This is a genomic window from Undibacterium cyanobacteriorum, assembly GCF_031326225.1.
Classification (GTDB): Bacteria; Pseudomonadota; Gammaproteobacteria; order Burkholderiales; family Burkholderiaceae_D; genus Undibacterium; species Undibacterium cyanobacteriorum.
This window is the reverse complement of the sequence record NZ_CP133720.1, coordinates 1,433,261-1,456,535: the sequence shown is the minus strand read 5'-3', so window position 1 is coordinate 1,456,535 and position 23,275 is coordinate 1,433,261. Positions and strand designations below refer to the sequence as shown.

The window sequence follows — 23,275 nt, the reverse complement described above, 5'->3', positions numbered from 1 at the left end:
TGCAAATTTGTTTAGTTGTTTGAAGCCCCAAGTTGACGGTGTTGATTGCCATGCGTACGATTACGCTGCTCTCCAATCGTACCTACGCGAACGGATGTTCCGCGAAAGTTCTATTGACAAATACATATTGATCATCAACACTCGTCTTTTTCGATGATGTGGTGCGCAGTATGACCTATAACGTACAAATCCTATCCCATACGATTCCTGAGGATGATGAGTCGGCTTTCAAATTTATGGAAGCGCAACTCGATGAGTATTTTGGAAATAATTTGCCTGTCGTTGGGGTCATGAAGTCGTTTTACGACAGGGTGGTGCAATACTTTCCGTGTTTTTCCAGTTTTCCTGACAATGATCCTCGCTTCGAGCAATCTCCTTGGGCGGATGCGCCTTTGATTAACAACTTCAGTCCGAAAATGGCGGTGGTGGCGATTCGGCATTCCGACGTAGATCGTGTCTTACCAAAACTGATCGAACTAGCCCACCACTTGAATCTCACAATCTTCGACGAGCAAACTGCGCTGGTACATCGGCCTGCCGAAACCTACATGATGATCTTACGTGGTGTTCAAGCTGGGTTTGACGTTCAAGACATCGCCAGCAAACTCGCGCCCACTTTCAAAAGCGATGTCGAGCGCATGATGGCAATTTTGACCGGACCAGCGATCTCGATCAAAAAGGGTCTCAGCTTTGCCATGGCACAAAGCACTGCCGAAAAATTAGAAAAACTGGGATGCATCATTGAAATCAGAGGTGCCGAGAGCCCCGAGCCGCCGGCCAGCCAAACACCCTCCACACCTACGATCACGCCGGCGATAAGCCGCGCTTCAGAACTCAGCCTAACACCTAAGGAGGGGGAGCAATCTCCCGCGCAAAGCACACCGTCTCTCGCTCCTATGCATGATCCATCAAAGGCGCGCCAAGAACAGGCGCTCATCATTGGACCATTCGATCTCATGATACCTCACGCGTGGACGTATAGTTATGAGTCTGAGGTACATGACCTCATGCACCCCGAAACGGGAACACTACTGATCATTACCGAAATGGATGCCGGACGCGTTAATCCTCGACTGAGTCTGGAAATGCAGTTAGCGCAAATGGAGGATCAAGACCCTTCTTCACAAAAAACACGCGACATCTATCAGTTTCAAATTCCAACCGAGCAAGCGCCCATAATCGGCTTTGGCGCTGAATATCTTCAGCGAAATCCTGGGAAAATTGATCAACGATTTTTAATCAGCCATCTGGTACTAGAGCAAACTTGCATTGCAGTCGTATGCATTTTGCCCGATGAAGAATTTACTGGTCGTGAAGCAAAGTACCGCAATCTCTTCGCTACGCTCTTGAGGAGATCTAGTCAGATTCAATTGAAGCAAGAACCGAAAGATATTCCTGTGGCAAAAAAAACGCCAAGGGATACTCAAAGAGAGTTTGCTGAAAGTGACACACACACCGAGCACGACGGTTTGAGCGCACAAGACGAGACTCGTATCGTCAATCTCGTCAATGCTAAACAAAGGCTGTGGCTCGCGCTCGCTGCAATTGTGTTCTCCTTCTTTTTGTTGATCACCACAAAGAATCAAGAAGTCTTTATCCTTAGCATAGTGGGCGTAGGTATTGGTATCTCGGCAGTGCTGAAGATTTTCGATGGCAAGCACGACGAGTCTAACAATAAAATTTTATTTTGTGTTTTGATGTGCATCCCGATTGTGAATCTCATTACGATCTTGTATCTGCAAAAATTAGCCAGTGATTTTTTGCAGAATAGTTGATCATGCACTGACGCCATCAAGTATCAATCAAACGATCACCTCATTCCCAACAGCGCCCCGTTCGATTGCCCCTTTGTTTTTGCTGACTGAATCATTATGACGACCAACTTTCCCACATTGACGGTCTACCACATCCCTGTCTGCCCATTTTGCCAACGTCTTGAAATCCTCTTGGAACTGAAAGGCTTGCGGGATCAGGTAAAGTTTGTCGTGATCGATATCACCAAGCCGCGCGAAGCTTGGTTGTTGGAGAAAACGCGTGGCACGACTGCCCTGCCTGTGTTGGAAACGAGCGATGGTAAGATCATCAAAGAGAGTATGGTGATTATGCAGTATCTCGACGATGTTTTCTCCACGCCGCGCATCGCGCAAAGTGATCCATATCGACGCGCTATTGAAAACATGCTGACGAAATTCGAATCCGAGTTTTGTATGCAAGGTTATGTGTATGTAATGAACCAAGACCCTGCTCGACGGGACGGCCTGCGTGAGTCGATGTTGAAACAATATGCCAAGCTCAACCAGTTTTTAATGGAGCACGCACCCGAAAGCGATTTTTTGTTTGAGAACTTTGGCTGGGCTGAGGCTGTCTTCACGCCGTTTTTCATGCGTTTTTGGTTCCTCGATTATTACGAAGAATTCGAGCTACCAGATGTTGACACCTATCGTCGTGTACGACGTTGGCGCGATGTGTGCTTAGCACACCCCGCTGCGCAACAGACCTCGAAAGAAGAAATCGTTAAAGTGTATTACGACTATGCGAAAGGCGCTGGCAATGGCGCGCTGCTACCAGGACGCACGCTGTCTTCGTTTAGTTTTACGCCGGATTGGCGTGCGCGACCATGGCCACCGCGCAATAAATATGAACATAGTGCAAGCGATCAAGAGCTTGGCTTGCTAGCCTAAATTTGAGCCACGTAATCGGTATTCGCATCGTTTGAATATTCATTCTCTACTACACCATTCATGAGTTACGACCTTTTTCTAAAACCACGCTCTGGCATCATGAGTGCACAACAGTTTAACGACTATGTTGAGTCTCGCCGCAATTATGAAATGCAAGGTAAGCAGGCGTGGTATCGCAATCCCGATACGGGGGTGTATTTTTCTATCGTCTGGAATGAAGATACGAATGAAGAGGCCGGTGATGAAACTAACGGCTACCCGCTGACCTTTAACATCAATTATTTTCGCCCGCGTTACTTTATCGAAGAGGCGCGTATCGAACTTAATGCCCTAGTGAAGCATTTCGACTTGATCGTCTCTGATCCGCAAACCCAAGGCATGGGCGATGGAGACTATCAAGAACAAAAGCTCATCACAGGCTGGTACCACGGCAATATCTTTGCTTTCGAAAGTATTTTGAGTGAAGAAAATCCTGCGCAAAGCATTTACCACTTACCGCGTGAAACGCTGAATAAATTCTGGCAATGGAACTACAAGCGCCATCAATTGCAAACGGAATTAGGTGAAAAGAATTTTGTCGCGAAGGTGATGTTGATCACGGTCGACGACAAGATTACGACTGCTGCGGTTTGGCCTGATGGTATTCCCTCGACCTTGCCGTATGTCGATTATTTGTTCGTGCCTCGCAAAGAATATGCGCCGAAGAAGTTCTTTCGACGCAAGGAAGATTCCACATTAATTCCATGGAAAGTCGCGGAGCCTATCTTCAAAAAGTATGGTCAAGCCCGTAAAGATGGCGCGATGAGCTTGCAATACGAGGCGACGCCGAAAGACATCTGCAAATTCATCGAATCTTTACCACCAATGAGCCAAGTCATAAAAGGTGCTGCGCTCGATGCTGTCCTCGATACGGATTTGGTGGAGCGTTTTCAGAAGCGGTCGAAGTAAATGGGGAAGTGAACAACACTCCCCCTTCTTGATTTGACTTGAATTGGTGCCAATTTTCAAGGCAACCCGCACCAAGTTTTCAGCGCACTCCCTGCTTTATTGAGGAATACACTCTGCTTTGGTTTGAGCGAGTTCCTTCGCCAAGAAGCTTTCAATATGTGCAAAATGTTTTAAAGGGGCGGTGTGGCCACCATCGATAGCAATATGTTGGACAGGGTATGCGAATTGCTTTTCTTTGAGACGTTGCACCATCATGTCCGACATTTCAGCGGATGGCCACATTTCGTCGCTTTTGGCGGATAAAAACATGACCGGCCCATTGATTTTTTCAACCGCAATGGCCGACTCCTCCATCGCTTTTTTGTCTTTCATCATGGTGCTGAAAGCAGCCCGTAAATCACGTCGCATCAAGGCTGGGTATGTCGCCTCGCTGACAGGGACGAAAGGCAGGAGTTTGCCATGGTGAGTCCAGCCTGGCGTATCCATCGTCATTGTTAATGCAGGAAAGACCGAGCTACCCGCCACAATGCCAATCGCGGCATCGTATTCTTTGTACAGACTGGCTAACAATAGAGAGAGTTCGCCGCCGCGCGAGCCGCCCATCACGATAATGCATTCGCGATTAATGGCTTCGTTGTCAGCGGCCTGCATGACGGCGGCATGAATACCTTCCAGCGCGATACGATCCAGCTGTGCTGGGCTGCTTTTGGTACCAAAATAACCGACCGCCAACACCGCATAGCCCTGCTCTAAAAATCGTTCACGCTGGGCTTTCCAAAAATTGCTGGCCCAAGGATTTCCCCCTTCCGAGCCACCAAGTCCAACGATTAAGGGCTGCTTCTTTCCTTTACCGAGGAATAATTGTTGGCTGACTTGACCATGGCGTTCAGGCAAAGCCGATTGATTGCTCGACTGAGCCTGGGCTTGTCCATTTATACCAAGAGTCGCCACCATTCCAACGACCGCAGCACAAGCAACAATGCCTTTCACAAAAGAATTTATAGCAACTTGCATGTATCTCAATTTCATTTCTTATCCCTTCCCATACGTTTATCGAGTTGACGCTTTTCCCAACTTGCGCCAAAAAATGCTTTGGCATCGAACAGTTCTATCGCTTGATAAGCTGACCAAAAACCCCATCCAACCGCCAACCCCAAGCCATTGCGAATCTCACCGTTATGAACATACGAGGCGAAACAAATCAAAGGCACAATAATGAGAAAAGCTGCAAGTTCGACAATAAAGTGACGTATCTTGCGAATGTTTTCCAGCTCCACTTTCTCTTCTTCGCTCAATTGAGTTTCATCAATTTCTTGCACCAAATTCAGTGCCGACACATCGACTTGAAACACAGCGGCTAAACATTTAGCACTCTCCGCCGTCGCCGCATGGCCTTTTTCAATGCGTTGTATGGTGCGTAAACTAAGACCACTAAATTCTGCCAATTGGGCTTGAGTCCACGCCTTTGCAGTCCTCAGTTCTTTCACTGACATAGTTAATCCTTACATAACGAGACGGCCTCAGTGTACGAGAAAAAAAGAGGTTTGGACACGAAATCAGACGTCACCAAGCCGTCATCCATACGTCACCGGCTGCAAAAAGATGCAGTAAACGAGACCATCATCTTGAACAGTCCGGAATACAACACCTAGCCACCGATGTTGCAGTTATTTCGAGGTTTTACGATTTTTCACAAAAAGATGATAAAAAAGTGCGGCGATTTAACAAAATGAAATTGACCCCCTAGTTTCAAAGCGTCATGATCTAGTGAAGCTTTGAAGCAGACCACTTTCCGTTTGTGACAAGATTGCGCTAGCTCGCACGGTCCTTTGAGAAACCATTGCAATAATGAAATTTAGCCTCTCGTCATCTCGTTTCCGACACAGCCGCGTGAGCTTGTGCGCCAGCCTTTGTGTGATGCTAATGCCAAAACTGGTCCACGCTGAAACACCGACGATCACGGTCACCACCGAATATTTATACCCCCTCAATATGAGCGATGGCCGCTCGCCTCGGATATTTGGGCAAGCCGCCGACAAAGTTCATGAATTATTCAAGCGCGGCCAGATTCCCTACGAAATGAAATTGATGACTTGGAATCGGGCCTTTGAATTAGCGCGTCAATCTCCAAATACTTGCGTATTTTCTACTGCCCGCATTACAGAAAGAGAAAGTTGGTTTCATTGGATAGGCCCCATTGCCAGCGGTAACTGGACGATCTTCGGCCGCATCGAAAAGCTGGGCAAAGTGGCGCAAATGGACGACATCAAGGGCAGCAAAATCGGCACTGAAGTGGGCAATGTAACAGTGGCGTTTTTGCGCGAAAAAGACTTCTCCGTGATCACGTCAAACGAATCATCAACGACTTTCAAAAACGTTGCACTAGGACGTATTGACTATGCCGCGGCGGGTGAAGCCCATGGACTTAAAATAATCAAAGAACTCGGTCTCGAAAACAAGTTAGTCAAACTATTCAATTTCAATTCCTCAGACTACTATCTCGCCTGCAATCGGCAAATGAGCGTTGAGACGATCGAGCTGCTCAACAGCAAATTACGTGAAATGAAAACCGACGGCAGTTACAAGACCCTCGACTCGAAGTACTAAGTAATGAGTACTGAGTACTAAGTTCTACCTCATCGTTTTCCGTCCCAGTTTTTTTCTTGGATACTATCCTCACCAACACTACCGTTCTTTTTTGCCTCGATTCATTAGTGCTTCTAGCAATCACAAGGAACGCATACAATTGATGCTGTCGTCGACACTATACCGCTCATCCTTTGAGACGAAAATCACGTATGCAAACGAAAAAACTCAGGCTCCTGTTCAGCGTAATATCACTCGTATGCTTGTGCGGCGCATCAACCGCTACCGCCGCAACGCCTATCAAGAAATTCTCCGCTCCCGATTTTTCTGGCGACTACACTTGCACTGGCAATGATGCGAACGAAGGTGCCTATCAAGCCAGTGTTCACCTCGAGCTCAAACCTAAACACAGCCAAGGCCAATTTGGAGCCTATCGCTTTACCTTAGAAGTGCCAGGCTTTGGTACCTATCCTGGACACGCAGCTAGCAAAGGAAAAATGATGGCCATTTACTTCGCGAATACGGATCCCACTACAAAAGACTATGGCACTGGGATTGCAGAATTTAAGAAAAATCGCCACGGCAAATGGAGCTTCAGCAAATACTATTTTGAACCCGAATACAAAGGCGGCAACTTCGGTTTTGAGAGTTGTACTCAGAATTGATTTGTCAGGCCACTATACGCAATTGACCGCACCAACATTTCGCCCGGCTCATCGTCATCACAGATAACGAGAGAAGGTAATAAAGGGCACAAATCAGAAATTCTACGTCAGCAAGTTCAAATTCATGCAAAACCTAGAACAACAAATTCAATTCATTATCGAACTCGACCAACTCAAAGCCGTCTATCGAAAAGCTTTGATCAAGGCAGACAATAATCGTTACGAAAATAGTGCTGAACATAGTTGGCACATCACACTTGCCTCCCATATCTTGGCGCCGTATGCGAGCCCAGGCGTCGATATCAATCGCGTCAACCAAATGCTGCTCATTCATGACATCGTCGAGATTGATGCGGGCGATACTTTCGCCTTCGCTAATCATGATGTGCTTGGCCAACAGTCTGAAAAAGAACAGCTCGCTGCGAAAAGAATTTTTGGCCTTTTGCCCGAACCACAAGCCAGCACTTATCTCAGTTTATGGATGGAATTTGAAGAGTCGATTACGCTCGATGCCCAATTTGCAAAGGCCATGGATCGTATCATGCCGCTTATTCAAAACATGCAAAACCAAGGTGGAAGCTGGGCGCAAAACAATGTCAGCAAACAACAAGTGATCAAGCGCAATCAATACTTGGAGCATGCCGCACCACAGCTATGGCAGTACGCACTTTCGCAAATTGAACTCGCCACAGAACGCGGTTGGCTGCGCGATCAGTCTTAGTGCATTGGCCAGATGAATCAATACCAATTCATTCGGGGCATGGTGTCTATTAATGCAGGAATGATAAAATTTTATTGTTCGATTTTATTTATGTATTAAAAACATCGAACAATCCAAAGCAAAACAAGCTAATTCACCATTCATTACCAACAAAAAGACCATATGGACAGCAATCCCTACACCGCTCCACACAGTGACTTAATTCAAACCCCAAGAGAATTCGAAGTACCAGAAGAGACGGCTAAACGTATCAGAAATGCAGTGATCGCCGCCTGTATTTCGGGCTGCATCACCTTACTCGCCACGCTCGCCGCCATGGGCGGAAGTCCGATGCTCGGCTTTAGCATTTGGAATTTCGCTGACGTATTTCTGATCTTTGGCCTGGCGCTCGGCATTTACAAAAACAGCCGAACCTGTGCAGTGATCATGTTCGTGTATTTTCTGATCTCCAAAGCGCTGATGGTTCAAGCAAGTGGCAATGTCGGCAGCCTCTTGCTTTCAATTATTTTCTTTTACTACTATTTCCTCGGTATTCTCGGCACTTTCAGCTATCACAAACTCAAGAAGGAGTATGGGATTCAGGCTTAGATCTCTCCACCCATGAGTGAAAAACACGCGATAAGCCAAAAAAAAATAATCCATGGCAGCAGAATAATTCTTGCGAAAACTACTGAATAAATATACAGTATTTGTCTCAGCAATTGTCTTCGTTTTTGCTCCAATGATGAATGTGACAACGATTGCAGCAACGACGACAATTGCCCCAACAACCATCACAAGGAATTGCTGCCATGCTCGACCATATGACCTTCCGCGTCACCGATATTAAACGCGCCAAAGATTTCTACCAAGCAGCCTTAGCTCCGCTCGGTTACAGCCTCTATTTCGAAGGGAATTACGGCTCCAATATTGTAGGATTTTCTTACCCAGATCCGACCCAAGCCGATGGTAAGAAAGTCGATGTTTGGTTTATTGATGGCCCTTCGCCCTACGGTGCGCCTGCGACCACAGGATGCCATCTTGCTTGGAGCGCACGCAACCGCGCTGCCGTTGATGCATTCTACGAAGCTGCCATCGCAGCCGGTGGCCGCGACAATGGCGCACCAGGCCTGCGCCCTGATTACCACCCCAATTATTACGGCGCCTTTGTGATTGATCCAGAGGGTAATAATATTGAAGCCGTATGTCACTTACCGGAGTAAGATCGAAGGTCGCTAGACCCGCTTGTAAGTTGATCTAGCGACCACCCCATGACTTAAGCGCTTGCCATGTTCGACGCTTACCAAGTGTTACTCGACGACGGCCCATCCGTTGCTCGGGAGATGCTAAAGCGAAACCCTGACCTTGCGAGTATCACCGTCGAACGAGATCAGCTCTTTGAAACAAGAATTTGTCATTGGCTGTATCGCTAGAGACACTTCTGCATCGAGCGGCCGCGGGTCATTGCAATGAAAGCAGTATTCGATCACTTGTTGCTGCAGGTGCTTGCATCGATGCACAAAATAAAAATGGCGCTAGCGCTTTACACCGTGCTGTGCGAGCACGCACCGCAGGCGTTTTTTCTTGTCTGCTAGAAGCAGGAGCTAATCCTTACCTCCTGAATCACAATGGTCCGGTCGTCGAACTTTATTCAACACCAACGAACAACTCATGGCCCGTCATCTGGGTCGCGATGACAGGTCACATCCCATGCGTAGTGGTATCGTGCAGTGGCGTCTCACTTACAAGAAAATCTTGCGAGCTAACTTCAAAAACAATTCAGCAATGCTATGATGTCGAAGCCGCAAGAGAATCGAAAGACGTTGTGCGATGAACGATTTGCATTGAAAAGGACGACTATGGCAGAGACTGAAAAAATAAAGGGCCCAGCCTCCTACTTCCCCTCAATTGAAAAAAAGTACGGTCAAGCGATGCCATATTGGTTTGATATCGTGAACCAACATCGACAGCTCAAGCATATGGAAATTGTTGCGCTTCTCAAAACTGAACACGGACTTGGCCATGGTCATGCAAATGCGATTGTGGCCTATGTTCTTGCACAGAAATCTTGAATACATGCGAATAGGAAAGCGTCACTCATGAAAACACTTATTTCACTCATTAGCCTACTCGCGGGATTGATACTGCCTGTTGTTTTGATGATTATGTTTCGCTCAACGGCTTCTACACAAATTTTATTGATCGCACTTGCGGCGATTGGTTCGGGCTGGTTATGCAATATTGTATGGGCTTCAACCACAGCGATCGAAGTTGTTGACGGTGGTGCCTCAGAGACACGCAAAATTGCAATTAAATTTGGCTGGATCTGCCCCAGCGTCTTAGTCTTGCTGACTTTTGTGATCCAACTCTTCTTGCGCTAATCATTCGATAGCTGGTCGGACGAACAAAAGCCTCTCCGACAAAAAAACGAAAACAAAGCGAAAAAAAAGCGATCTCCCCCTCACTTCAATTGGCTTTTCGCAAAACGCCGTGCTTCTTTCTTAAGCCATTCGGCGAAAGCTTGTAGATTTTCACTCTTAGGCGCCCCCGTTGGCGTGACCAAATAATAGCTATAGTCTGATGGTGCCACGACATCAAATAGGCGCACCAAATTTCCTGCAGCAACCTCAGCCGCAACCAGACTATGTCGAGCAACGGCAATACCCTGCCCTGCCATAGCGGCCGTCAACATCAAATTGCTGTCACTAAGATGAGACTCTACTTTGAAATCGCTAATTTCGATTCCCGCATACTGCCCCCAGTTTTGCCATTCACGTCCATGCTCTACACACAGAATACGATGGCGTTTAAGTTGTTGAGGTGAGCTGGGTAATCGACCTTTATTGAAGTGCGGGCTACACACTGGATACAGATGATCATCCAATAGTTTCTCAGCCTCGTAACCATCCCATCTACCAAGGCCAAAACGAATCGCAATATCAGTCTTCGTTTTTTCTAAATTTACTAAGCCAATCGCGGCTTGAATGTGGATCGCTAAATTGGGATGGAGTGCCTGAAACTTCCCTAGTCGCGGCAATAACCAAAACGTCGCGAAGGACTGCAAAGTTGCGACCTTGATCGCTGGCGTTTTCTGCTCAGACTGTATTTGATCAAGTGCGCGTGAAATTTGGCGCAGTGCTGGCTGAATTTGTTTCAGCAATTGCTGCCCGTGCGCGGTCAACTTCATTTGCCGTCCTTTGCGCTCAAACAATGCAACGCCGAGCGCCTGTTCGAGCGAACGCATTTGCTGACTGACAGCACTATGGGTGATGTGAAGCTCCTGCGCCGCCGAAGAATAACTCTTCATGCGGGCCGCAGTTTCGAATGTTTGTAGTGCATTGAGGGATGCTGTCGCCATGCTGTATTGTTAGATTTTCTTACAGCAGATGTCAATAAGTATCGTTGGCATTTTCAGTGACATCGACTTAGTATGCTGATCTCGAAGCGCGATTGTGACTCAATCGAGGCTTTCCGAGCTGAGTCTAGCAAGCCACTTCGATACACTATTTCCAACACGCTTTAACGAAAAATCTATGTCCACTGCCAACTTAATCCGTTTAGTCGCTCTCGCTATGATTTGGGGAACGAGTTTCATGTTGATGCGTATCGCCTCACCGGTGTTCGGCCCCTTCTTAACCACTTTTGGTCGAGCTAGTCTTGGGGCACTCGCAATCTATTTGTTTGCGCGCAGTCGTGGTATCGAATTTGAATGGAAAAAGAACTCCAAGGTTTATCTCATCATTGGCCTTGGAAACACAGCCGTTCCCTTCAGCTTGTTCGCGTGGTCCGCACTTCATGTACCGTCTGCTTATATGGCCACCATGAATTCGCTGGCACCCATTTTTACCGCCGTGTTTGGTTTCATTATGCTCGGGGAAGGCCTAAGTTGGACACGTATCGGTGCCTTTATGATGGGCCTCTTTGGCGTTGCAGTATTGGTCGGCATTGGTCCAATCGATGTGACGCCTTGGGTGATTGCGGGTGTACTTGCCGGAATGGGCGCCGCCGTGTGCTATGGTTTTGCGGCCACTTACACCCGTATGTATGCCAAAGAGATTCCAGCTTTGGCAACGGCAACCGGTAGTCAATTCGCCGCCGCACTCGCCTTATTACCATTCGCAGCACCCAGCATCCCACATGCGTTTAGCCATGGTACCGCGCAGGCCTTATTGGCTGTTGGGATTCTCGGCGTGGTTTGTACTGGGATCGCCTATGCCATGTTCTTCCAATTAATTTCGACCGAAGGTGCAAGTAAAGCAGTCACGGTCACCTTCCTCATTCCCGCCACGGCTTCGATTTGGGCCGCGATCTTCCTCGGCGAAGCCATCACGCACGGCATCGTCATCGGTATCGCCATCGTGTTGTGTGCCACGGCGATTTCACTCGGATTGATCAAGATTCCTGGGCTCAGTCGCAAAGCAGCATAAGCAGTCTAAAAATTCGTCAAGGACATCAAGCAAGATCAAGCAAGATCAAGCAAAATTAAATACGGATGGTCGAACCAAATACCGACCATCCATTCCGTACCAAACAACAGCGCATGACTCCCTACACTCAAAAATGGGATCTTGACGGCCATCACATTCAAACGAAAAGCGCTTCGCTTACAATGCAGCTTTCTCATTTTAATGTGAACTTATGAAGCCTATTTCGTTCTCCTCACTACGTTTCTATTTAGTGGGTGTTGTATGCGCTCTTAATGCAATACTGGCGTCCGATATTTCAGCACAAAGTAAAAGTCTTCCAAACGCGATTGATCATCCGCTGATCAAGCCATTCCAAGACTCTCGCATCACTGCTTACGCACAAACCGAATGGACTGAAGCAAGTTTGCCACAAGCTAAAAGCAGCAAACAAGACGCGAGCAAAACCCTTGATTTACGCACGGTAGAAGGCAAAGAAACTCGCATTCATTACCTTTCTCCGGTTGGAAAAACTGTACTCGAAGTGCATCGCAATTATCGTGATGCGCTCCTCGCGGCGGGCCTACAAATAACAATGAGCTGTGAACAGCAATGTGAACACTTGTACCGTTTATGGCGCAATCAAGCGAAGCCATTTGAACGCCAATTTAAATGGGACGATGGTCACCACCATGGCTTCAGTCATTACGATGCGCCGGATGATAATGATGGGCGCATGATCGTTGGATTTTTCCCGGCTAATCCACAAAGAAGCAAAACACACGTCTTAATCTACCATTCCACTGCTTTTGGCGGAGGAAAAAAAGTCGATCCTATGGTATCGAGCTTTCTCCAAATTATCGAAGAAAAAGCACAACCTCAAGGGCAAGTCACAGTCAATGCTGATGCACTCAAACAAAGCTTACAAAAAACTGGACATGCCTCTTTGTATGGTCTTCTCTTTGATACTGGCAAATCTGAGTTAAAGCCAGAAAGTCAGGCCCAACTACAAGAAATGATCGCCACACTCAAAGCCCAGCCGCAATGGAAGCTCATCATCGTAGGCCATACAGACAATGTCGGCAGCATCGATAACAATCTCGCACTGAGCCAAGCGCGAGCCCAAAGCGTCGTACACGCTTTGATCCAGGCAGGGATTGATAAACAGCGACTGTTAGCGAAGGGACTCGCCAACTTTGCGCCCGTTGCCAGCAACGCCAACGAGGAAGGTCGCGCACTCAATCGACGCGTTGAAATCGTTCTCCAGTGAGTGGTGACTTGCGATGGATTGAGTATAGCGCGCGGATTTCTCGTCAAGCGACCATCGACATCTTCAAATAAACATGTACCAATTGAGTCCATTCGAACGCATTTACTTTTTGAGCTGGATTGGCCTGAGCAAGATCAGCCTAGGCCTCTTCTTTGCGCATTGGCGCGTTCTCAAGCCAGAACTTCGAGCCTATATTCGATTCCTCTTGGTACCGTGGAAACTCGCATTCTTTGCTCCTGCGTTTATCTTTCTTTGCAGCGCCGGTCCCCACACCAATGACCCCACATGGGATGTGGTCACGGGCGGCGGCATGGCGCTCTTGACCTTCCTCAGTGCGCCATGGTCTGTTGGCGTTCTGGCTCAATATCAATCAAACGAGAGCGCCAACTCGACTTGGTGGCGTACTTGGCTCGCAGTGTTTGCGCTCTTTTTCTCAAGCAGTTGGTTTTATGATGGCTACTTGTTGTGGCGTGACGGCTTCTATACACCGCGCTGGTCAAGTAATTTGATGATCTCCTCCTGCATTTACGTGGCTGCAGGACTATTCTGGAATCTAGAAATGGAAGATCGCGATGATTTCTCCCGCCGCCATTTTGCGTTCGAACGTGAAGATTGGCCTATCCTCCACCCGACTTCGAAGATTCTGCCGCCTTTACGCCACCTGTTCCCCCTACTCCTGATTGCCATTTTCGGGATCACCGGGTTCGTAATTTGGCAAATCTAGTATGTGTTTGAATCAAGATTAAATATTATTTTTAATTATAAATTCAATACCATCTCACTCCCTAATGACTTGATTCCCAACTGTAGAGATCGATTTACGGTTGAATTCCTAAGACAAGTGGCAAGAACATGTAAGTCTTTGTAACCACAATGGCACACTTACTCCCACTCTGGCAATTTTCAAATTATGATCAACTATTCCAATTGATCGCTGGGAGATGCAATGCAAAACAAGAACCACAAAAAGAGTGTGAAATGGAGCGCTGTCGGGCTGATCGCTTGTCTAGCGAGCCTCAGTGCAGGCTGTAGTTCAATGACCCAAGTGCAGGCATGGGAAAAAGGCAAACTCGCGCGCCAAGATATGCGTTTTGACCGCGATATGCTTGACGCACGTTTTGTTGATCACACCTATTTCAGCAAAGAAGCCTCAACGGGTGGTACTGGTGTTGGCGGCGGCGGCTGTGGCTGCAATTAAGCTCAACAGACAGGTTGAGACGCCACTTCAAAACCTCCAAATTTTCCCGCATCCATCATGACAAAACCTGCATCTCACGCAAAACTTCTTTTAGCAACGGCAGCATTACTCAGTGCGCCAGTTTGCCACGCCGAAGATCCTCCCGAGCGAGGATCGCTCGCTATCAAATATCTCGACTATTTTGATAAACAACCCGGCACCGATAGGATTCGTGTAAAAGCCACTGCGATCGGTCTCGTTGCTCCCATTTCACCAGAGTGGTCGATGACTGCGACCGCCACGACCGATGGTATTTCCGGTGCCTCTCCTGCCTTCCATAATTCAGCGATCACCAAAATGAATGATCGACGTAACGCCGGCGATGCTGCATTCACGCGCTACTTCAGTAATAGCAGCGCGACTTTCGGGCTCAATTACTCAAAAGAATCCGACTACATCTCCAAAGGTGTGAGCTTGCAATCCGCGTTCAGCAGTGAGGATCGCAACACGACTTGGACCGCTGGCATCGGTGTGAGCAACGATACGATTGACTCGAATAACAAAGTCGCCCGCAACGAACGCAAACATGTCACCGATCTTTTGGTGGGTGTCACTCAAGTGCTCACACCGGTCGATATTATCCAATTCAATTTGGGGATGAGCCGCGCCACAGGTTACTTGTCTGACCCGTACAAGGTGTTCGACAAACGCCCAGATAAGCAAAGCAATACTTTCACCACACGTTGGAACCATCACCTCGATCAACTCGACGCCAGTACCCGTTTTAGCTACCGCTATTACAGCGACGATTGGTCAATTAAATCGCACACTTTTGGACTCGAATATGCACAAAGTCTGAGTGATGGTTGGAGTGTGACGCCAATGTTGCGCGTTTATAGCCAAAGTGCGGCGAAATTCTATGTCGATGCTGGGCCTATCGATTTCCCATTTCCGCCCAACCCTCCTGAAGGTGCTGAGTTTTACTCCGAAGACCAACGCCTTTCAGCTTATGGCGCGAGGACTTACGGCATTAAATTGAGTAAGAATTTAGGTGATGATTGGGTAATCGATTTTAAATACGAAAAATACGAGCAACGCGGCGATTGGCGCTTATTCGGTGACGGCAGTAAAGGACTTCTGCCGTTTCAAGCGCGCAGTTATCAAATAGGTTTATCACGTGCCTTTTGAGTTGCAGCAACCACCAATCGAAAAAATAGTCTTACCGATTCAACGCTAACAAGAATATTAAGGGACGCATGCAAAAGGAGATTCACGGGTTTCCATTTAAGGCCATGGGATCCGCCTGCGAAATCGTGATTGCGAGTACTCAAGATCGACCAGAGCTTGCAAGCGCCACGCAAGCGGCGATCGAAGAAGTACTACGGATAGAATCGAAATATTCTCGTTATCGCGCCGACAGTATCGTGAGTCGTATCAATGCTGCAGCTGGCCAGTTTGCCGTCGAGTGCGATGATGAAACTTGGAATCTATTGCAATTTGCCGAACAACTGTTTGATTTAAGCGACGGCTTATTCGATATCACAGCGGGTATCTTGCGCCAAGCATGGGATTTCAAACAAGCTATCGTGCCAAAGCGCGAGCAATTGGAAGAACTATGCAGTCGGATAAGTTGGGCAAGTTGTGAAAGAGAACAGCAAAATATTTTTCTCCCACAAAGAGGAATGGAAATCGACTTTGGCGGTTTCGGCAAAGAATATGCAGCGGATCGGGCTGCCATGGTTTTACAGGCGCATGGACTACAGCATGGCTATGTCAATCTAGGGGGCGATATTCATTTTCTTGGTCCTAAGTTAGATGGAAGTTCTTGGAATATCGGGATACAACATCCACGTAAAAAGGGTGAATTGATTGCGAGTATCCCATTGCAGCAAGGTGGTCTTGCGACCAGCGGTGACTACGAAAAATATTTTGAGCTTGATGGACAACATTACTGCCATATCTTGAATCCCAAGAGTGGCATGCCTGTTCGTTATTGGGCGTCGGTAAGCGTAGTGGGCCCCAATAGTTTGATCGCTGGGAGTTACAGTACGATCGCCATGTTGCTAGAAGATAAGGCCATTGATTTTCTAAATGCCACTGAGTTCAAATATCTTGCGGTTGATTCGGCTTTAGAAATTCAACTCAAGCAATGAAATAACAGAATAGTAAATTGACACGGCCAACATAAAAACAATAGAAATTCACCAGTCTAAAGAATCAAAGTCAGTACAAGCAGTAATAACAAAGTTTTGAAATCATTACACATCGTGTCTTGAACAATTCAAACACGAAGACTAAAAAGGGGAACAAAATGCCTACCGTAAATGGAACAGCAAACAATGACACCTGGACCGTCGTCAGCGGTGGCACCTATGTAGTGAATGGCCTCGCTGGGGTGGATACTTTGAATCTAGGGACCTCAACGCGTTCCGAATATACGGTCATGGCACTGAGCGATGGCGGAATACAAATAGATACCATTTCTGGTGCCAGTAGTTCTTTCCATGCGACTTTGTACAACATGGAAAAATTAGTTTTCAATAATAATCGAGATACCGTTAATCTTCAGGTCGGTGTCGCCACCGCCGATAATCTGATCGGTAACACTGGTGATGATCTGATCAGCGGGCTAGCAGGTGACGACTCAATTACCGGAAATGCAGGCGCCGATACCATCGACGGTGGTGCAGGCTATGATGTCATCTCTTACGCCAGCAAACTCTCGAATTACACGGTCAAACGCGTTGGCAGCACCACTACAGTCAAGGCAAAAACTGGCACCGATGGCACCGATACTGTGACTAATTCCGAGAGTTTGAAATTCGGAGACATGACCGTCAACTTAACGGTCAAAGGCATCGCAGCGAGCGCGCCGGCCGCAAGTGTGCAGAACGTGATCGAACTTTACGTCGCCTTCTTCAAGCGCGTTCCAGATGCGGATGGCATGGCCTATTGGATCAGCGAAATGAAAGCAGGCAAGACGATCTACAACATCGCTGATTCCTTCTACTATGCTGGACTCGCCTTCCCTGACCTCACTGGCTACACCCCACAACTGACCAATGCGGATTTCGTGAACCTCGTCTACCGCAATGTATTGGGCAGGGTTGATGGAGCCGACGCAGAAGGTTTGGCGTATTGGACCGATCAACTCGCGTTGGGTAAAGCGACCAAGAGTTCACTAGTCATCGACATTCTGTATGCTGCACACAGCTTCAAAGGCCATGCTGAATTTGGATGGGTGGCGGATTTGCTCGACAATAAAATTACCGTCGCAAAAACCTTCTCGGTCGATCTCGGTCTGGGCTATATCAGCCCGAACGATAACATCCTTCACGGTATGGAAATCGCCGCGGCAGTCACGCCGACAAATACAGCGAATGCGATTGCATTGATTGGTATCAGCGCGGCAGATGTGGTTTTGTAATACCCAAAATTAACGCGCTTTGTTTTGAGAAGCACTCATCCAGCGATACTGGTGAGTGCTTTTGTTTTATATTCGAATTCATCCAATCCGACTTTGCAACTACTGAGTTTTCGGGATATGCTGTCCCGCTTAACGCGAATCAGTTCCAATCAACTCTTTAGAAAATTCTATGAAAATTACCGTCGAAACTTCCGTAAAAGCGCCCCTCCAATCCGTGTGGGATCGTTACACCACCGCGTCCGACATCACCCAATGGAATTTTGCCTCACCTGATTGGCACGCACCTCATGCCACGGTCGACTTGCGTGAAGGTGGCTTATTCTCCTCACGCATGGAAGCCAAAGACGGCAGTATGGGATTTGATTTTGCGGGCACATACACAAAAATTGAGCCGTTGCGTTACATCAGCTATCAGTTCGGTGATCGCACCGCAGAGATCGAATTTGCCGAGCATGCCGACGCAGTCAAAGTCACGGTGAGCTTTGATCCTGAAAATGAGTACCCTTTAGAATTTCAAAAACAGGGCTGGCAAGCGATCCTCGATAATTTCAAACAATATGTTGAAGGTCTTGCCTAAAGAAAGATTAAGAATAAGACTGACATTGACTCGGCATCAGACTAAAGAGTCGACATCGATGTCAGCCTCTCAATCTGACAACAAAATTCCCTTTTTTTGTGATAACACAAACACTATACGCCCCACCTCCGACACTGAAAAAAAGTTCTAAAAACACTAGTCTTTCATACTACAATGCGCAATATGTAAGTGTTTGAAAATCACTTCCCAACTTAAGACTGGAGGCGCAATGCGGAAAAATCTTCTCAAATTTGGCACGTTAAGTTTGCCTTGGTGGATTGTCAGTCTCGCGATCTTTGCCGCCTTAGAGCCAGGATATTCACATCTCTATAATGCGGTAAGTCGACTCGGTGCGTTTGGCGCAAGCAACGCGCTTGCAATGAACATTGTCTGTTTTCTGGGCACAGGTCTTTTAGTCTGTTGTGCTGGTTTAGGTTTCCGCTCTGAGCTCCAAAGTCGGGGCTATTCGGATAGCGCTGCCAATTGGACAATTGTCCTGGGGCTAATGCTTGCAGGGGCCGCTGTCCCCGCAGATTTTCAACAGAATTTTCAAAGTCCTTGGACCGTCATCCATGCGTTCTTTGTGATGCTTGCTGTGATTCCATTTCTGATCGCTGCCTCGAAAACGACGGTAGTTCTGCAACAGATGAACATGCACTCCAAATTCTTAAAATTATGGCCATGGCTCATTGTCCCGGTGTTTTGTTTACATGCGTTACTACAGCAACGAGGTTTAGTGCAGCGATTAAGCATTGTGGTGGTTCTGACTTGGGTCAGCTACTTGAGTTGGCACTTAGCTTATCAAACGAGTTACCATAACAGCGACTCAAACTCCCCTGCATAGAGACAAATCGCCGAGCGTTTTACCTCGTCCCATTGCACTTCACAAATAAGACCCAAAAACCAAAGCATTTCTTCGATTCGACCATAAACGAGCCAGCGCATAATCAGCACCTCTGCGCTCGTTCTTCGCTCATCAACAGCACAACGTGCGCGCCACTTTGAAAGGACGCCACTATGTTGATCGAACGCGAAGCCGAAAGCTGCTACCTAGGTCAGTTTATTCCCCTGCAATACCATCACAATATGCTGATGGATGCCAACCGCATGGATAACTTCAAAGCAGCGATCCAGTATCGGGTGTTTGAAGGTGCCAAAGTGCTCGAACTCGGTGGCGGTACGGGGGTGCTCTCATGGTTTGCGGCACAGGCAGCTGCTAAAGTTTATTGTGTGGAATTCAATCCCGATATGGTGGCCGAAGCGCGCCGTCTTTTGAGCATGAACCCAGGCGGCGAACGTGTTGAAGTGATCCATGCTGATGCCTTCGAATACCTACCACCAGAGCCCGTTGATTTCGTCATTTGCGAGATGATTCATGTCGCCATGCTAAGAGAAAAACAAGTTGAAGTAATCGAAAACTTCAAACGTCGCTACCAAGAAAAATTCCCTGGCCAGATGCCAATCTTCATTCCAGAAGCCGTGGTCATGGCCGTACAGCCATTGCAGCAACGCTATGACTTCTGGGGCTACCAAGCGCCTATCATTCAATTTCAACTGCCGGGGAGCTTTTCGACCGACACCTTCGAATTAGGTCAACCGGCATTGTACAAAATCATCGATTTCATGGAGACAACCGATCAGCTGATACGCTGGGAAGGACAATTGGTGATCGAACAATCAGGACGACTATCGGCTTTGCGTTTCATCACCAAAAACATTTTGGCGATATGCCATGACAACAGCACCATCGATTGGTTGAATCACTACATGGCTCTCCCCTTGGCACGTCCTTTTGACGTGCAAGCTGGCGATGTGATTGATGTTAAATTCAGCTATCGCGCAGGAGCCTCCATCGACAACTTACAAAATAATATTCAAATCAGTGCGGCTCGCATCGAGCCGATTGCAGTCCGTGGCGCGGCGGTGACAGTCACCTAGGTGAGCAAGCTTTCGAAATACTTAACAACTTATTCATCTCAAACAGATTTCGAGGAAAATTCAAACAAATCAAGGGCTTTGCATGTTCGATAAATAATTACGTATAATCGCTGCCACACGCGCTCTAATGAGCGCCCTTTATTGCGAATATACAGACCATGAAATTGCTATCGAATTTTCTCTCATTGACTGTCTTATTAGTCGCTTTTAGTAGTGCTACAGCACAAGGGCAGCTACACAAATGTATTAACGCAGAGGGCAAAGCAACCTACACCGACCAACCGTGCGCGCTCAAGAATGGTGAAAAGAATGCAGAGCCAAATGATCGTGCAATTAAGAAAATTCAAGCGATTGCACAACATAAAGACGTAGGAAAAACCTGCTGGACGTTCTCGCATCGAGCGTATCAATGTAACACCGTTCAAAGTCAAGACCTTCGTACCCTATTTCGTGAAACCTGCAATATTCCAGCAAAAAAATTTGAATCCGAACAGAATCAAGATCAACGGCGCCTGAAAAAAAACTATTCGCCCAATGAAGAAGTAGATGACCTTGATTATTCACATCGTTTCACAATAAAGAGCCGCGCAGTACTCAAATGCGAAACCCTCGACAATGAAATTTGGGTGTACCTCAATCAACAGTTCCCAGAACGAATTTCAGCTAATGATCGGAAAATCATCGAGCATCAATTGAAGTTAATTCCAAGCCAACCCAGAAACGAACCCGAACAAACTCGATATCGGATTTCAATTTCGCCTGTCAACTAAGACAACTAGGATCCTGTTGGTGGGCTTGGCTAATTCATTCGGCCGTACCTTCAGGTATTTTTCAGCACTCTAGGAAAAGTCATTCTCCAACTTGTGCCGCGTCCCACTTCGGTATCGACGGTGATTGTGCCACCCAGCAGCTGGGTCACGATGTTATAGGCGATATGCATCCCTAAGCCATTTCCACCTTGTCCTAATTTTGTCGTAAAAAAAGGGTCGAAGACGTGGTTGGCCACGTCTTCTGACATGCCACATCCATCATCGGAGAATACAATCTCGATCTGCTTGTCTTGATTAATGCTCGCATCGAGCACCATATGACCCTGTTGGCGCCCTTCAAAAGCATGCACTAAGGCGTTATTGATAAAGTTCACGATGATCTGCGACAGAGGTCCTGGATAACTGTCCATCGTCAAATCAGCGGGCACCTGAATGTCTAACTTAAACGGTGACATCCTCAAGGTGGGCCCCATTGCCAGCAAGACTTCATCGATAACCTCAACCAAAACAAATTCACGACGCTGCTCGGTTGCGCGATCAAGCGCTAGTTGTTTAAATCCTTGCACCAGCTTACCGGCTCGTTTTAAATTCGATACCAACACGTCACTACCTTTGGTCACGAAATCGATATGCTTCTCAAGCAAACTGCGTGTCACGCGCTGAGACGATTGCTCGCTAAAATGATCGATCTCTTCGCGCAAAGAGGTTCCGACCAATAAGGCATTGCCAATCGGAGTATTGATTTCATGTGCAACACCCGCCACCAGAAAACCTAAGGATGCGAGTTTTTCGCTTTGCACTAATTGGCGCTGCGCACCACGCAAATCACTTAAGGCCTGTTCCAAATTCTGATTGGCCAGTAGTAAATCTTGTGTACGTTCTTTGACTTTTTGTTCCAAGCCCGCCATCACGCGCATCTCGGTTTCTGCGAGTAGCTTCTCTGCGCGTTTACGTTCACTAATGTCGAGCCGAAAGCCAATCACACCACCATCAGCCGTCTTACGATCAGAGGCGAGAATCCATGTTTCTGGTCCCATGAGATATTCGTCATCGCATTCATCAGGATTGAGATGTTGTTTGACGCGGGTCGAGACATATTCATCTTCGGTCATTTCGGTACGACGATGAAATTCACGCTGATAAAAGGTGCGCGCAATTTCACTATAGGGTGTTCCGGGCACCAAGATATCCGCTATTTCAGGATAAATTTCGCGGAAGCGTCGATTACAGAAGACGAGTACGTCGTCGGGTCCGTACATCACCAGTCCCGATTGCAAATGGTCGAGCGCCTGCAATATGCGGGCTTGCCATGCCTTCGTTCGCTCTAGTTCTGCTCGTACGCTCGCGAGCGACTCAGCCTCTGTGCTGTGCTGATCTGGTGCTGATTCATTTGGCGCCATAATTCACATCCAAGACAAGTACGATGAGTCCAGTTTGGTGATCTGGTTAAGGGCATCAATGGTATGATTCGAGTATGCACCAATTCGATTTTGGTGAGGTAAGAAAATTTTGTATTTGTCTGTTTTTACCAATTTTTACGGCAGCATTTTTTTAAATAACTGAGAAAATGAATCCGCACAGACAAACGGTTTTTTTGAGAGAGTTTTTTGTAAAGCTTTTTTGAAAACTTTCAAATCAACGTTTTGCTGCCGTCCTGCTTAAACTTTCATGCGCTTATGCTTAAACGAATTTTGCTCCTAATCTGTTTCTCAGGCATTGCAGTTTATTCTGTGAAAATTTATCAACTAAAGGATAAGATCTCATTCTCGCCATCCAACAAGGCAAACCCGACTGGCGAGCTCTTGCATTTGCAGTTCTATATGGAATCTGATCGAGCTGAACTCTTAGGACGCTGCCAACAGCTGTTCAGTTCTAGCACTGATCGAATAGCACTCAATCCGCATCCCAAGCAAGCACAATTGGCAACGCTGAGTGCGGAGCGAGACTTCAAACCAGAGGACATGAACTCCATCCTGGAACTACAGAAGAAACTCAGCGCAGAAGGCTGCCTCGCGAGTGCCAACAGTCGGTTTAATTTCGCATCAACTCAAAGCGCTACTCAGAGCTCCACTACAAGCCCACATTGATCGCCTGAATCGATCTAATTAGAACGCACCACACAAAAAAAAGGAA

At 47.2% G+C, this 23,275-nt stretch carries 27 protein-coding genes; 23 read left to right on the top strand and 4 right to left on the bottom strand.

Annotated elements, in window-relative coordinates; translation table 11 throughout:
* Positions 1-170 precede the first annotated feature (170 nt).
* From RF679_RS05990 to RF679_RS05980, 3 genes are all read left to right on the top strand, one after another.
* Entirely contained in the window at positions 171-1,775 is a 1,605-nt protein-coding gene (locus tag RF679_RS05990; RefSeq protein WP_309483308.1) for a hypothetical protein, read from the top strand.
* Between the two features lie 96 nt (positions 1,776-1,871).
* Positions 1,872-2,681, top strand: coding sequence for a glutathione S-transferase family protein (locus RF679_RS05985; protein ID WP_309483307.1), 810 nt, complete (start codon positions 1,872-1,874; stop codon positions 2,679-2,681).
* Between the two features lie 60 nt (positions 2,682-2,741).
* Entirely contained in the window at positions 2,742-3,629 is an 888-nt protein-coding gene (locus RF679_RS05980) for a hypothetical protein (RefSeq protein WP_309483306.1), read from the top strand.
* 96 nt (positions 3,630-3,725) lie between these two features.
* Here RF679_RS05980 and RF679_RS05975 read toward each other — a convergent pair whose 3' ends face one another.
* On the bottom strand, positions 3,726-4,643 hold the full coding sequence (locus RF679_RS05975) for an alpha/beta hydrolase family protein (RefSeq protein WP_309483305.1): 918 nt from the start codon (positions 4,641-4,643) through the stop codon (positions 3,726-3,728).
* Between the two features lie 11 nt (positions 4,644-4,654).
* Positions 4,655-5,122, bottom strand: a complete 468-nt coding sequence (locus RF679_RS05970) for a helix-turn-helix domain-containing protein (RefSeq protein ID WP_309483304.1) — start codon at positions 5,120-5,122, stop codon at positions 4,655-4,657.
* Positions 5,123-5,552: 430 nt separating this feature from the next.
* Here RF679_RS05970 and RF679_RS05965 point away from each other — a divergent pair, with 430 nt between their 5' ends.
* From RF679_RS05965 to RF679_RS05935, 8 genes are all read left to right on the top strand, one after another.
* On the top strand, positions 5,553-6,236 hold the full coding sequence (locus tag RF679_RS05965; RefSeq protein ID WP_309483303.1) for a substrate-binding periplasmic protein: 684 nt from the start codon (positions 5,553-5,555) through the stop codon (positions 6,234-6,236).
* Between the two features lie 191 nt (positions 6,237-6,427).
* On the top strand, positions 6,428-6,880 hold the full coding sequence (locus tag RF679_RS05960) for a hypothetical protein (protein ID WP_309483302.1): 453 nt from the start codon (positions 6,428-6,430) through the stop codon (positions 6,878-6,880).
* Positions 6,881-7,004: 124 nt separating this feature from the next.
* Positions 7,005-7,601 (top strand): HD domain-containing protein, encoded by a 597-nt coding sequence (locus RF679_RS05955; protein ID WP_309483301.1) that lies wholly within the window; start codon positions 7,005-7,007, stop codon positions 7,599-7,601.
* Positions 7,602-7,763: 162 nt separating this feature from the next.
* Positions 7,764-8,189, top strand: coding sequence for a hypothetical protein (locus RF679_RS05950; RefSeq protein WP_309483300.1), 426 nt, complete (start codon positions 7,764-7,766; stop codon positions 8,187-8,189).
* Between the two features lie 203 nt (positions 8,190-8,392).
* The gene (locus RF679_RS05945; protein WP_309483299.1) at positions 8,393-8,803 is read left to right on the top strand and encodes a VOC family protein; all 411 of its coding nucleotides are present in this window, start codon (positions 8,393-8,395) and stop codon (positions 8,801-8,803) included.
* A 188-nt stretch (positions 8,804-8,991) separates the two neighbouring features.
* Positions 8,992-9,414, top strand: coding sequence for an ankyrin repeat domain-containing protein (locus tag RF679_RS18895; RefSeq protein ID WP_373921743.1), 423 nt, complete (start codon positions 8,992-8,994; stop codon positions 9,412-9,414).
* 25 nt (positions 9,415-9,439) lie between these two features.
* Positions 9,440-9,652, top strand: a complete 213-nt coding sequence (locus RF679_RS05940; protein WP_309483298.1) for a DUF4287 domain-containing protein — start codon at positions 9,440-9,442, stop codon at positions 9,650-9,652.
* Between the two features lie 27 nt (positions 9,653-9,679).
* Positions 9,680-9,961 carry a hypothetical protein gene (locus RF679_RS05935; RefSeq protein ID WP_309483297.1) on the top strand — a complete coding sequence of 94 codons (282 nt, stop codon included), beginning with the start codon at positions 9,680-9,682 and terminating at the stop codon, positions 9,959-9,961.
* Positions 9,962-10,041: 80 nt separating this feature from the next.
* Here the strand turns inward: RF679_RS05935 and gcvA are convergent, their stop codons facing one another.
* Positions 10,042-10,938 carry a transcriptional regulator GcvA gene (gene gcvA, locus RF679_RS05930; RefSeq protein ID WP_309483296.1) on the bottom strand — a complete coding sequence of 299 codons (897 nt, stop codon included), beginning with the start codon at positions 10,936-10,938 and terminating at the stop codon, positions 10,042-10,044.
* A gap of 175 nt (positions 10,939-11,113) precedes the next feature.
* On the opposite strand from gcvA, the gene RF679_RS05925 reads away from it, so the two are divergent.
* The 11 genes from RF679_RS05925 to RF679_RS05875 all read left to right on the top strand — a co-directional run bounded on the left by RF679_RS05925 (position 11,114) and on the right by RF679_RS05875 (position 21,142).
* Positions 11,114-12,007, top strand: coding sequence for a DMT family transporter (locus RF679_RS05925; protein WP_309483295.1), 894 nt, complete (start codon positions 11,114-11,116; stop codon positions 12,005-12,007).
* A 211-nt stretch (positions 12,008-12,218) separates the two neighbouring features.
* A complete protein-coding gene (locus RF679_RS05920) occupies positions 12,219-13,253 on the top strand; it encodes an OmpA family protein (RefSeq protein WP_309483294.1) in 1,035 nt (344 codons plus the stop codon).
* A 73-nt stretch (positions 13,254-13,326) separates the two neighbouring features.
* Positions 13,327-13,977, top strand: a complete 651-nt coding sequence (locus RF679_RS05915; RefSeq protein WP_309483293.1) for a hypothetical protein — start codon at positions 13,327-13,329, stop codon at positions 13,975-13,977.
* A 222-nt stretch (positions 13,978-14,199) separates the two neighbouring features.
* A complete protein-coding gene (locus tag RF679_RS05910) occupies positions 14,200-14,451 on the top strand; it encodes a DUF4266 domain-containing protein (RefSeq protein ID WP_309483292.1) in 252 nt (83 codons plus the stop codon).
* Between the two features lie 57 nt (positions 14,452-14,508).
* Positions 14,509-15,618 carry a DUF3570 domain-containing protein gene (locus tag RF679_RS05905; protein ID WP_309483291.1) on the top strand — a complete coding sequence of 370 codons (1,110 nt, stop codon included), beginning with the start codon at positions 14,509-14,511 and terminating at the stop codon, positions 15,616-15,618.
* A 68-nt stretch (positions 15,619-15,686) separates the two neighbouring features.
* Positions 15,687-16,583, top strand: a complete 897-nt coding sequence (locus RF679_RS05900; RefSeq protein WP_309483290.1) for an FAD:protein FMN transferase — start codon at positions 15,687-15,689, stop codon at positions 16,581-16,583.
* Between the two features lie 158 nt (positions 16,584-16,741).
* The gene (locus RF679_RS05895; protein WP_309483289.1) at positions 16,742-17,857 is read left to right on the top strand and encodes a DUF4214 domain-containing protein; all 1,116 of its coding nucleotides are present in this window, start codon (positions 16,742-16,744) and stop codon (positions 17,855-17,857) included.
* A 169-nt stretch (positions 17,858-18,026) separates the two neighbouring features.
* Positions 18,027-18,434 carry an SRPBCC family protein gene (locus RF679_RS05890; protein ID WP_309483288.1) on the top strand — a complete coding sequence of 136 codons (408 nt, stop codon included), beginning with the start codon at positions 18,027-18,029 and terminating at the stop codon, positions 18,432-18,434.
* A gap of 229 nt (positions 18,435-18,663) precedes the next feature.
* Entirely contained in the window at positions 18,664-19,278 is a 615-nt protein-coding gene (locus RF679_RS05885; protein WP_309483287.1) for a DUF998 domain-containing protein, read from the top strand.
* A 173-nt stretch (positions 19,279-19,451) separates the two neighbouring features.
* On the top strand, positions 19,452-20,372 hold the full coding sequence (locus RF679_RS05880) for a methyltransferase domain-containing protein (RefSeq protein ID WP_309483286.1): 921 nt from the start codon (positions 19,452-19,454) through the stop codon (positions 20,370-20,372).
* A gap of 158 nt (positions 20,373-20,530) precedes the next feature.
* Entirely contained in the window at positions 20,531-21,142 is a 612-nt protein-coding gene (locus RF679_RS05875; RefSeq protein WP_309483285.1) for a DUF4124 domain-containing protein, read from the top strand.
* Positions 21,143-21,192: 50 nt separating this feature from the next.
* On the opposite strand, the gene RF679_RS05870 is transcribed toward RF679_RS05875, so the two are convergent.
* Entirely contained in the window at positions 21,193-22,542 is a 1,350-nt protein-coding gene (locus RF679_RS05870) for a sensor histidine kinase (RefSeq protein ID WP_309483284.1), read from the bottom strand.
* Positions 22,543-22,872: 330 nt separating this feature from the next.
* On the opposite strand from RF679_RS05870, the gene RF679_RS05865 reads away from it, so the two are divergent.
* Positions 22,873-23,229 carry a hypothetical protein gene (locus tag RF679_RS05865; RefSeq protein WP_309483283.1) on the top strand — a complete coding sequence of 119 codons (357 nt, stop codon included), beginning with the start codon at positions 22,873-22,875 and terminating at the stop codon, positions 23,227-23,229.
* The last annotated feature ends 46 nt before the right edge of the window (positions 23,230-23,275 follow it).

Bases quoted from the DNA above. Each gene is read 5' to 3' on its own strand.
- RF679_RS05990 (WP_309483308.1), top strand. From the start codon at position 171: ATGACCTATAACGTACAAATCCTATCCCATACGATTCCTGAGGATGAT.
- RF679_RS05985 (WP_309483307.1), top strand. From the start codon at position 1,872: ATGACGACCAACTTTCCCACATTGACGGTCTACCACATCCCTGTCTGC.
- RF679_RS05980 (WP_309483306.1), top strand. From the start codon at position 2,742: ATGAGTTACGACCTTTTTCTAAAACCACGCTCTGGCATCATGAGTGCA.
- RF679_RS05975 (WP_309483305.1), bottom strand. From the start codon at position 4,643: ATGCAAGTTGCTATAAATTCTTTTGTGAAAGGCATTGTTGCTTGTGCT.
- RF679_RS05970 (WP_309483304.1), bottom strand. From the start codon at position 5,122: ATGTCAGTGAAAGAACTGAGGACTGCAAAGGCGTGGACTCAAGCCCAA.
- RF679_RS05965 (WP_309483303.1), top strand. From the start codon at position 5,553: ATGCCAAAACTGGTCCACGCTGAAACACCGACGATCACGGTCACCACC.
- RF679_RS05960 (WP_309483302.1), top strand. From the start codon at position 6,428: ATGCAAACGAAAAAACTCAGGCTCCTGTTCAGCGTAATATCACTCGTA.
- RF679_RS05955 (WP_309483301.1), top strand. From the start codon at position 7,005: ATGCAAAACCTAGAACAACAAATTCAATTCATTATCGAACTCGACCAA.
- RF679_RS05950 (WP_309483300.1), top strand. From the start codon at position 7,764: ATGGACAGCAATCCCTACACCGCTCCACACAGTGACTTAATTCAAACC.
- RF679_RS05945 (WP_309483299.1), top strand. From the start codon at position 8,393: ATGCTCGACCATATGACCTTCCGCGTCACCGATATTAAACGCGCCAAA.
- RF679_RS05940 (WP_309483298.1), top strand. From the start codon at position 9,440: ATGGCAGAGACTGAAAAAATAAAGGGCCCAGCCTCCTACTTCCCCTCA.
- RF679_RS05935 (WP_309483297.1), top strand. From the start codon at position 9,680: ATGAAAACACTTATTTCACTCATTAGCCTACTCGCGGGATTGATACTG.
- gcvA (WP_309483296.1), bottom strand. From the start codon at position 10,938: ATGGCGACAGCATCCCTCAATGCACTACAAACATTCGAAACTGCGGCC.
- RF679_RS05925 (WP_309483295.1), top strand. From the start codon at position 11,114: ATGTCCACTGCCAACTTAATCCGTTTAGTCGCTCTCGCTATGATTTGG.
- RF679_RS05920 (WP_309483294.1), top strand. From the start codon at position 12,219: ATGAAGCCTATTTCGTTCTCCTCACTACGTTTCTATTTAGTGGGTGTT.
- RF679_RS05915 (WP_309483293.1), top strand. From the start codon at position 13,327: ATGTACCAATTGAGTCCATTCGAACGCATTTACTTTTTGAGCTGGATT.
- RF679_RS05910 (WP_309483292.1), top strand. From the start codon at position 14,200: ATGCAAAACAAGAACCACAAAAAGAGTGTGAAATGGAGCGCTGTCGGG.
- RF679_RS05905 (WP_309483291.1), top strand. From the start codon at position 14,509: ATGACAAAACCTGCATCTCACGCAAAACTTCTTTTAGCAACGGCAGCA.
- RF679_RS05900 (WP_309483290.1), top strand. From the start codon at position 15,687: ATGCAAAAGGAGATTCACGGGTTTCCATTTAAGGCCATGGGATCCGCC.
- RF679_RS05895 (WP_309483289.1), top strand. From the start codon at position 16,742: ATGCCTACCGTAAATGGAACAGCAAACAATGACACCTGGACCGTCGTC.
- RF679_RS05890 (WP_309483288.1), top strand. From the start codon at position 18,027: ATGAAAATTACCGTCGAAACTTCCGTAAAAGCGCCCCTCCAATCCGTG.
- RF679_RS05885 (WP_309483287.1), top strand. From the start codon at position 18,664: ATGCGGAAAAATCTTCTCAAATTTGGCACGTTAAGTTTGCCTTGGTGG.
- RF679_RS05880 (WP_309483286.1), top strand. From the start codon at position 19,452: ATGTTGATCGAACGCGAAGCCGAAAGCTGCTACCTAGGTCAGTTTATT.
- RF679_RS05875 (WP_309483285.1), top strand. From the start codon at position 20,531: ATGAAATTGCTATCGAATTTTCTCTCATTGACTGTCTTATTAGTCGCT.
- RF679_RS05870 (WP_309483284.1), bottom strand. From the start codon at position 22,542: ATGGCGCCAAATGAATCAGCACCAGATCAGCACAGCACAGAGGCTGAG.